This window comes from Flavobacterium sp. (assembly GCF_049318325.1).
GTDB lineage: Bacteria > Bacteroidota > Bacteroidia > Flavobacteriales > Flavobacteriaceae > Flavobacterium.
On sequence record NZ_JBMOGQ010000088.1, the window covers coordinates 1 to 9,801 of the forward strand.

Below are 9,801 nucleotides of genomic sequence, written 5' to 3' on the forward strand. Positions count from 1 at the left end.
AAAATAGTTTATTTTATATTTAGAACCACGCGAAAGGATTCGCGCGGGAGCGGGGGAAGTAATTGCGATTTAGCGAGGGATTATCCGCAATTTAATTGCTTTATTAACTATAACTTTTGTGAAATTAATTCTTGTTTATCCAATATTTTAATAATAATTTGAGACTTAGATTTTTTATTTATAATACAATTATTATTTATTACAAATTTCCAATGTATACCACTGTTTTTACTATTGTTTGATTTGCAATCACAAATCATTAATTCGATAAATTCATATAAATCTATAACGATGAATTGATTAAAATATCTAATTATCAAATAAGCTTTTTTGTTCTTCTTAACCTTAATAATATTTACCTCTCTAATATCAAACCATTTTTGCTTATTTTGAACCGAAGGAGATAATACAAACAAACTATCATTTTCAAAAATAGTTGTGTTTTTATACTGTATTAAATTTAGTTGATTTTTTAGAATTTCTTTATTAATTTCAGAAGAAGCTTTTCTTTTATTAATCATAAATCGAAATTTAATCTTTAATACATCTCACCGTCGCACCTGATTTTTTTTGACCATTAGAATTTTGAATCTGAACAGCTGTATTATTTAAAAATATGGCATATGAATCCGAAGTCCATAGCCAACAGGCACCTCCTTTACTTTGAAAACCTCCAGCATTCCCATCTCTAGCACCACTTCCTCTAGCTGAAAAACCACTTGAATTTGTTCCATAATTATTATTTAAATACCAAAATGTATTACCCGTTTCTTTCATTTTATCACCAGCAACTGAAGTACCTCCTAAATAATCAATCAACGTTGTATATTCTGCATTTGAAGGAATGTGCCAACCGATAGGAGCTAATTGTTTTCTTAAAGAAGGGTTTATTAAAGAAGCGCTATTATAAATACCTGCAACTGCATACCAATTATAAAGTCTACCATGTTCTATACCATTAGTAGAATTATTTTCATAAAAACACCATGCTCCAGTCGTTAAATTTATCCATTCTGATGGATTTGTAACTTGAGGAATTGAAGTGCCATCCCTGTAGGTGGCAACATCTAAATTGTTTTTTTGCCAAACTTGTGTACCTATTGCAACACTAATCATATTTAATGGTGCAGTTGTTGAAATATTGGCTTCATTACTATATGTAACTGAGTTACCACCTGTATTGTAAGAATAGACTCTATAGATATATTCTGTATTTTGATTTAATCCCGTATCACTGTAAGTATTAACGTTTGTATTCACAGAACCTACAACTGTAAAGGAACCATTTCCTGTTTTTCTTTCAATTTTAAATCCTGTTTCGTTAGTTGAATTGTCTGTCCAAGTTAAATCAACTTGATTTGAAAATACATTAATGACTGCTAAATTTGTTGCAGGTAAAGGCACGGGGATATTAGAGTTGTCATTAGTACTTGATGAAGTACAACTAATAAAACATACTAATTGGATGAGAATAATTAATCTTGATACCATATTTTTTTATTTTTACAAAAATACACTCCAACCTTGCAAAATATTATGTCAAAAATTTCTTTAATTGATTAAAAAGTTCTAATTTTGAACTATTAATTCTTATTATAATGATACAACAGGCAGAAACGAAGATTAAACAGATACGTGAATTGAAAAATTTTACGCAAGAATATATGGCGCAAAAGCTCGGTTTGTCAACAAGAGCTTATAGCAAAATTGAAACGGGAGAAACCCAATTGACCATCAATCGATTGAATGAAATCAGTTCAATTCTCGAGGTTCAACCTATGGAAGTATTAGGATTTGATGATAAGAAGATATTTAATTTTTATAATTCTAGTGACATTAATAATGTTAAGAATATAAATATGCCTGAAAAACTAATTCAACAATACGAGGAAACCATTCAATCGCTCAAAGAGCAAATACAGTTATTAAAGTTACTTCAAGGAAAATAATAAAATTTCTCAGTGTCTTTTAAAATCAATTATATATTATGAAGCGATTTATTTCATTTTTCTATAATTCACAACAAGTACTCCACTAATTATGAATGCTGCAGCAATTATAATTCTAATCGTAATTTTTTCATCCAAAATCAACCAACCTAAAAATAGTGCTACTACTAAATTAATATAAGATAAGACCACCACTTTGGTTGAAGGCAGTTGTGTAATCAAATAGCTAAAGGCAACATAACCCACAACTGAGCCAAATAAAGCGAGATAAATCATTGCGAAAACACTTCTTAAACTCCAAGTTGTAGTTGAAATATCTGGGGTAAAATAAAATTGAATAGCGGTCAAAACTACTCCAGCAATTAACATTTGTACGCAGACATTCATAAGCATTGTCAAAGAGTTTTCGCTTCCTCTTTTCATAAATATGGTTCCAATAGCCCAAGCTAAAATAGCAAACAATAGTGCGAAAACGCCTTGTCGATATTCAGGAATTAACAAATCGGTTAAACTGCTTTGATAAATAAGGAAAATTCCAAACATACCCAGAAGAATTCCGACTACTGTTTTGACGGATAGTTTTTCATACCCAAAAATTAGGTTCAGAATCAAAACACAAAATGGAGTAAATGTAGAAATTAAGGATGCTAATCCGCTTGTAATATATTTTTCGCCATAAGTCGTCAGTCCGTTAGCTAAAACAATCATTAATATTGATAAAATAAATGCTCGCAAAAATTGTCTTGGACTAACTTTTTCTAATTTTTTTTGAGAATACAAATAGAAAAAAATTATGGACCCTGAAATTAAATTACGGATTCCAGCCAATATAAAAGGCGGTATTGTTTCAACTCCAATTCGGATTCCTAAAAAAGTAGTACCCCAAAAGAAAGCTACACAAAATAGTGCGAGATATAATTTTGTTTTCAAGAGATTGGTTTATTTACAATCATCTTTTCTTTAGGAGCATCTACTAGACAACGTCTTCCAGGTCCACATTTCATTCTGCGAGTACCGCAAGACACTAAAAAAATTACTAAAAGTAAATACAAAACAGCTTTTCTCATCACTAATTTATTTTTCCTTCGTTCTGCATACTTTTCAACTGCTCCAAATAATCTCTTTCGTTCGAAAGTCGCGGTATTTTGTGTTGCCCGCCGAGTTTATTGTTTTCTTTAAGCCAATCGTAAAACAAATTTTCACGAGCCACATTCACCACCAAAGGATTCAAAGTCATATTATTATAGCGTTTGGCTTCGTAATCGGAGTTTAAAGATTGCAAATTTTCATCCAATGTTTTTTGAAACAATCGAATGTCATCTGGTTGTTTTTTGAATTCAATCATCCATTCGTGTGCTCCTTTTTCTTTATCTTTCATAAAAATTGGCGCAACAGTATAGTCTTTCACTTCACAATGAATATCTGAACAGGTTTTAGCCAAAGCCATATCGGTATTTTCAACCATTAATTCCTCGCCAAAAACATTAATATGATGTTTGGTTCTTCCCGAAACGCGAATTCTGTAGGGTGACAATGAAGTAAAGCGCACGGTATCGCCAATCAGATAACGCCAAAGTCCGGCATTAGTGGTAATCACAACTGCATAATTTTTAAATAATTCTACATCCGAAAGGCGAATTACTTTTTGGTTTTCGGTGCCAAAAGTATCCATCGGAATAAATTCGTAGAATATTCCATAATCCAACATCAGCAATAAATCATTGGAATAATTCAAATCTTGGATTGCAAAAAATCCTTCAGAAGCATTGTATATTTCGTAGTATTTGAAATTATTTTGAGGTAGTATCTTTTTGTATTGTTCTCTGTACGGTTCAAAACTAACACCGCCATGAAAATATACTTCCAAATTTGGCCACAATTCCATTAGATTTTCTTTGCCGGTCTCAGTCATAATTCTGTTTAACAAAACCAACATCCAAGAAGGAACTCCGGCAAAACTAGTAACATTTTCATTCTTAGTCTCGTTGATAATGGCGGTAAGTTTAGTTTCCCATTCGCTCATCAAGGATATTTTACTACTGGGTGTGCTACTGAATTCGGCCCAAATAGGCATGTTCTCAATTAAAATAGCCGATAAATCTCCAAAATACGTGTTGTTGTTTTCGTAAATCTGAGAACTTCCACCAAGGCGCAAACTTTTGCCTAAAAACATTTCAGAGTTTTCGTTGTTGTTCAAATACATACACAACAAATCTTTGCTGCCTTTGTAATGACAATCTTCCAAAGCTTCATTACTTACCGGAATAAATTTGCTTTTGGCATTGGTAGTTCCACTCGATTTGGCAAACCATTTTATTGGCGTGTTCCAAAAAACATTTTGTGCTCCTTTTCGAGTTAGTTCAATCATCGGTTCCAAATCTTCATAAGTAGCAATTGGAACTCTTTCTGCAAAAGTTTGATAGTTTTTAATACTTCCAAAATCATATTTCTGTCCAATAACGGTTTCTTCCGAAGAACGAATTAAGTTCATCATTAATTCTTCTTGAACTTCATGCGGATATTTTAAAAACAACTCAATCTGATGAATGCGCTGTTTTAAAACCCAGGAAGCAATAGAATTAATTAACGGTATTGGCATTTTTGAATTATGAGTTACGAATTATGAGTTACGACTTAAGTGCGCAGCGCGAATTGTATGTAGCGAAGCGAAATAAATTATAACTTTACGCTAAAATAGCAATAAATTCCTAATCTTGCTATGAATAATCAAAACTGTCACCCTGAGCGAAGTCGAAGGGCTAATTCTAATTTAAAATATGACTTACGAAGGCGTGTTAACCAAAATGCAAACCGAATTTTCCAATCCGATTCAATATTATTTGGTTTTTGAGAATAGTTTTTTGAGTTTGAATCAGTTATTGGACAAATCGTTGGAAATAAATTTTGTTGGTTACCAATGTTTGAATTGTGTTAAAAAGAAAAAGATTTTTCGTCAGGGTTTTTGCTATGATTGTTTTATGAGTTCAGCATCTGCCGGCGATTGGATTATGAAACCCGAGTTGAGCACAGCGCATTTGGATATTGAAGACCGCGATTTAGAATATGAAAAAAGAGTGCAATTGCAACCGCATATTGTGTATTTGGCATTGTCGAGCGAAGTAAAAGTTGGAGTCACCAGACAAACCCAAGTGCCAACGCGTTGGATTGATCAAGGTGCAGTTCAGGCATTACCAATTGTTGAAGTTCCGAATCGATATTTGGCCGGAATTACCGAAGTAGCTTTAAAGAATCATTATGCAGATAAAACCAATTGGCAAAAAATGTTGAAAAACGATGTGCCAGAAGTTGATTTGCTCAAAGAAAAAGCATCGCTTAAATATTTAATTCCAAAGGAAGTTCAGGAGTTTTATTATTCCGAAAAGAATAATTTATATGAATTACATTATCCTGTTTTGCAATATCCAAATAAAGTCAACAGCTTGAATTTAGACAAATTGCCAAATTTCTCAGGAAAATTGACCGGTATAAAAGGACAATATCTGATGTTTGAAGACGGAACGGTTTTTAACGTTCGTACTTTTGAAGGTTATGTAGTAAAGATTTCAATTTAAAAAACCTGCCCTGATTTTTCTATTATTAGAGCAGATTAATTAAATGATATTAGGCATTACTTCTCTGAACCTAAAGGTTTCGAGGTTAATTTATTGGTCTCATAAATAGTTAAAACTATGCACTTTAGTGCATTTTGCTTTCAGCTTCTATAAAGTTTAACACGAATTACACAAATTAGCACAAATTAATTTGTGAAAATTTGTGTAATTCGTGTTTATAAATTAAGTTTTACAAATTTAGCAGACTTTTAGTCCGCAAATCAAATCTATGGACTTCAAGTCCATAGTGGTTTATTTACTCAGCTCCACAAAATATTTATAAAATAACGGAATTGTTTCAATACCTTTTAAGTAATTAAAAATTCCGAAATGTTCGTTTGGCGAATGAATGGCATCCGAATCTAATCCGAATCCCATCAAGATAGTTTTTGATTTCAATTCTTTCTCAAACAGTGCAACAATTGGAATACTTCCACCGGAACGAACCGGAATTGCTGGCACACCAAAAGTCTCGGTATATGCTTTATTAGCTGCCTTATATCCGATACTGTCAATTGGCGTAACATAACCTTGCCCACCATGATGAGGTGTAACTTTTACTTTTACCGATTTTGGGGCAATACTTTCGAAATGTTTTTTGAATAGTTCCGTAATTTCCTCCCAATCCTGATGAGGTACTAAACGCATCGAAATTTTTGCATACGCTTTACTAGCAATTACGGTTTTAGCACCTTCTCCGGTATAGCCGCCCCAAATTCCGTTAACGTCTAATGTTGGGCGAATAGAGTTTCTTTCATTAGTTACATAACCAGTTTCGCCATACACATCGTCAATATCTAAGGCTTTTTTATAGTTGTCTAAAGAGAATGGTGCTTTTGCCATTTCGGTTCTTTCGGCAGCAGTCAACTCTTCTACTTTATCATAAAATCCTGGAATAGTTATATGATTGTTTTCATCGTGAAGAGACGCAATCATTTTGGTCAACACATTAATTGGGTTGGCAACAGCGCCGCCGTATAACCCGGAATGTAAATCACGATTTGGTCCGGTAACTTCCACTTCAACGTAACTCAATCCACGCAAACCAGTTGTGATACTTGGCTGTTGGTTTGAAATCATTCCCGTATCGGAAATCAAAATCACATCGCAGCTTAATTTTTCTTGATTCTTTTCTACAAACCAGCTCAAACTTTTTGAGCCCACTTCTTCTTCACCTTCAATCATAAATTTTACGTTGCAAGGCAAATTATTGTTTGCAATCATATATTCAAAAGCTTTGACATGCATATACATCTGACCTTTGTCATCGCAGGCGCCACGTGCAAAAATGGCACCTTCAGGATGAATTTCAGTTGTTTTGATTACAGGCTCAAATGGAGGAGAAGTCCAAAGTTCCATTGGATCTGGTGGTTGCACATCATAGTGTCCGTAAACTAAAACGGTTGGTAAGGATGCGTCTATGATATGTTCTCCAAAAACAATTGGATAGCCAGGAGTTTCACAAATTTCAACTTGCTGGCAACCCGCTTTTTCAAGCGAAGCTTTTACGGCATCAGCAGTAGCTATTACATCGTGAGCATAAGCGCTATCGGCACTTACTGATGGGATTTTTAATAATTCGATTAGTTCATTGATAAAACGTTCTTTGTTTTGTTGAACGTAATTCTTGATGTTGTCCATTGGAAGTTTTTAATTAGTGAACCAAAAATACAAAAAAATGCTAATTGTTTTTTTTAAATTTTTCCTTTGAAAGTTTGAAGTTATGATTATATTTGCTGCCAATTATTGATACAATCAATTTTGCGGGTATGGTGAAATTGGTAGACATGCCAGACTTAGGATCTGGTGCCGCAAGGCGTGTAGGTTCGAGTCCTATTACCCGCACAAAAATAAACGCAATCCCTTATAAAGTAAGCGGTTGCGTTTTTTGATTTTAATAGTTGTCCAACTATTATGAAAATTCTTGTATTTTAATTTATAAAAAAAGAGCAACTGTTTAGGTTGCTCTTTTGTATTTACTCTTTTATAAACTTGCTTGCACTATTATCTGACACCTTTAGATAATATATACCTTTAGATAATTGCTCAACATTGATGGTGGTTTCAACTTCTTCAAGATTTCCACTTAAAACAACTCTTCCTAAACCATCAACTATGGAATAAGGTTGATTAATAAGGTTGTCGTAAACTTTTACATTTAAGACGTTTAAAACGGGATTAGGATATAATTCAATATTACTTTTATCAAATGTTGTATTAGAAAGTGAATTATCACTGAGGCAACGCACCGAACAACCGTTTCTCTTATTGTTACCCGTTCTGTCTATGCTACCATTACTGTAATACATAAAGATATAAATACCACTTGCTGAATTGGGTTCTGACGAATTCCACCAGGAACCGACGTCACCAACGCTGTTGAATAATGCCCCATTTGTGTAGTAGCGATAACCTCCCGGAAGTGCAGTAAAGCCTGTACTGTTGGTTGCTCCTGTGTTGGGGCTTGTCCAAAGAGATGTTCCTGTTTGTTTCAATGCTCCTCCTACAAAAGTTGATCCTCCATTAGATAAAGGGTCAAGAAAAGTAATCAAAGTAAGCCATTCTTCATCTGTAGGAACATGCCAGCCTGTTGGCGCCAGTTTTTTCCTAAGAGCTGGGTTAGCAGCAGAAGTCGCATCGTAAATACCAGCGGCAGCATACCAATTGTATAACTTGCCATAGACAGCTCCATTGGCTGAGTCGTTGTTATAATAACACCACGCTCCTGTGGTAAGGTTTGCCCATTCATTTCGATCAGTAACTTGAGGTATAGGGGTTCCATCACTATATGTTGTTACATTTAAGTTGGTGGTTTGCCATATTTGAGTACCAATAGTGACTTCTTGTCCATAAGTCGTTTGATTGCAAAGAACCAAAGCAAAAATTGAGAGTAGTATTTTTTTCATAATTTCTATTTTTAAATTAAAAACCAAATGTAAGAATTTAATTAATACGCGTTCAGCCCTAGTTACCGGTTTCAATCCAGTTGTTAATTTTCTTTTCCAACAGCGCTAAAGGCAATACACCCGATTCTAGTATTTTTTGATGGAAAACTTTTATGTCAAATTTGTCTTTCATCTTGTCTTGTGCTTTTTTGCGTAGTTCTAAAATTTTCAGTTGTCCCATTTTATAAGACAATGCTTGTCCGGGAATGGCCATGTAACGCTCAATTTCAGCAATAATTCCGGCTTCGCTTTCGGCTTCGTTATCTAATGAATATTTAATAGCCTGCTCACGCGTCCAACCTTTATTATGAATTCCGGTATCAACTACTAAACGAACAGCTCGATGCATTTCGTTTCCTAACATACCAAAGTATTGATACGGATCAGTATATAAACCCAATTCTTTTCCTAGACTTTCGGTGTACAAAGCCCAACCTTCGCCATAAGCGCCAAACCAAGCAAATTTTCTGAAATTCGGCAATTCATTATTTTCTTGTTGTAATGAAATTTGGAAATGATGTCCAGGAATTGCTTCGTGCAGAAATAAATCTTCGTCACCATAATAATTATATGCTTTTACATCCGGAATCGGCACATAGAAAGTTCCAGGTCTTGATCCGTCAGCTGAACCTTGGCTGTATTCCGCACTGGCTGTTTTTTCTCTGAAAGCTTCTGTTCTTTTTATTTGGAAAGGACATTTTGGTTGCAACGAAAACAATTTGTCAACATTAGGTTTTATGGTTTGATGTATTTTTTCGAAGTTGGCAATAACTTCTTCGGGTGTTTTGAAAGACATTAATTCTGGTTTGGTTCTAACATGCTCAAAGAATTCATTTATGGTTCCTTTGAATCCAACCTGGTCTTTTACTTTTTCCATTTCGGCTTTGATTCGCGATACTTCTTTTAAGCCAAGCGCGTGAATTTCTTCCGGAGTTTTGGTAGTCGTTGTCCATTGTTTTGCATATACTTTGTACAGCTCCTTTCCATTTGGCAAACTGCCAATTCCACTTGTAGTTCTTGAGGCAGGAAGGTATTCGTTTTTCAAAAATTCAGTAATTTTTTTGAACTGTGGTTCCAATTTTTCTTTGATTGTAGCAGTATATTCTTTTTTTAATGTCTCTGGTTGGTCTGCTGTAATTTCTTTTGGGAAAGCTTTTAAAGCGGAATAAAAAAGATTGTCTTCAACATTTGTAGTAACCATACTCTCAAACTGAGGAATCATTTTTACAGTCAATGCTTTTGGTAAAACCATTCCTTTGTCGATTCCTTTTTTCATGTAAACCATTGCTGAATCTA

At 34.1% G+C, this 9,801-nt stretch carries 9 protein-coding genes and 1 tRNA gene; 3 read left to right on the forward strand and 7 right to left on the reverse strand.

The features are described from left to right. Nucleotides 1-107 precede the first annotated feature (107 nt). Entirely contained in the window at nucleotides 108-521 is a 414-nt protein-coding gene (locus tag ACOYLP_RS08520) for a hypothetical protein (protein ID WP_422855752.1), read from the reverse strand. Nucleotides 522-531: 10 nt separating this feature from the next. After that, on the reverse strand, nucleotides 532-1,491 hold the full coding sequence (locus ACOYLP_RS08525) for an FISUMP domain-containing protein (RefSeq protein ID WP_422855753.1): 960 nt from the start codon (nucleotides 1,489-1,491) through the stop codon (nucleotides 532-534). A gap of 107 nt (nucleotides 1,492-1,598) precedes the next feature. Between ACOYLP_RS08525 and ACOYLP_RS08530 the strand changes: the two genes are divergently transcribed. Next, nucleotides 1,599-1,949 carry a helix-turn-helix domain-containing protein gene (locus ACOYLP_RS08530; protein ID WP_422855754.1) on the forward strand — a complete coding sequence of 117 codons (351 nt, stop codon included), beginning with the start codon at nucleotides 1,599-1,601 and terminating at the stop codon, nucleotides 1,947-1,949. Between the two features lie 48 nt (nucleotides 1,950-1,997). Here the strand turns inward: ACOYLP_RS08530 and ACOYLP_RS08535 are convergent, their stop codons facing one another. Together ACOYLP_RS08535 and ACOYLP_RS08540 are read right to left on the reverse strand one after the other, a co-directional pair. Beyond that, on the reverse strand, nucleotides 1,998-2,879 hold the full coding sequence (locus tag ACOYLP_RS08535) for a DMT family transporter (RefSeq protein WP_422855755.1): 882 nt from the start codon (nucleotides 2,877-2,879) through the stop codon (nucleotides 1,998-2,000). 139 nt (nucleotides 2,880-3,018) lie between these two features. Then, a complete protein-coding gene (locus ACOYLP_RS08540) occupies nucleotides 3,019-4,548 on the reverse strand; it encodes a GH3 auxin-responsive promoter family protein (protein ID WP_422855756.1) in 1,530 nt (509 codons plus the stop codon). Between the two features lie 178 nt (nucleotides 4,549-4,726). Between ACOYLP_RS08540 and ACOYLP_RS08545 the strand changes: the two genes are divergently transcribed. Then, the gene (locus tag ACOYLP_RS08545) at nucleotides 4,727-5,521 is read left to right on the forward strand and encodes a DUF2797 domain-containing protein (protein ID WP_422855757.1); all 795 of its coding nucleotides are present in this window, start codon (nucleotides 4,727-4,729) and stop codon (nucleotides 5,519-5,521) included. A gap of 291 nt (nucleotides 5,522-5,812) precedes the next feature. On the opposite strand, the gene ACOYLP_RS08550 is transcribed toward ACOYLP_RS08545, so the two are convergent. Continuing rightward, nucleotides 5,813-7,201, reverse strand: a complete 1,389-nt coding sequence (locus ACOYLP_RS08550; protein ID WP_422855758.1) for a dipeptidase — start codon at nucleotides 7,199-7,201, stop codon at nucleotides 5,813-5,815. Between the two features lie 122 nt (nucleotides 7,202-7,323). Between ACOYLP_RS08550 and ACOYLP_RS08555 the strand changes: the two genes are divergently transcribed. Beyond that, a tRNA-Leu gene (locus ACOYLP_RS08555) sits at nucleotides 7,324-7,405 on the forward strand. A 131-nt stretch (nucleotides 7,406-7,536) separates the two neighbouring features. Here ACOYLP_RS08555 and ACOYLP_RS08560 read toward each other — a convergent pair. Then, nucleotides 7,537-8,466: an FISUMP domain-containing protein gene (locus tag ACOYLP_RS08560; protein ID WP_422855759.1), complete on the reverse strand. Its 930-nt coding sequence runs from the start codon at nucleotides 8,464-8,466 to the stop codon at nucleotides 7,537-7,539. A 58-nt stretch (nucleotides 8,467-8,524) separates the two neighbouring features. Next, the coding region (locus ACOYLP_RS08565) for a DUF885 domain-containing protein (protein ID WP_422855760.1) at nucleotides 8,525-9,801 on the reverse strand (1,277 nt) is incomplete at its 5' end.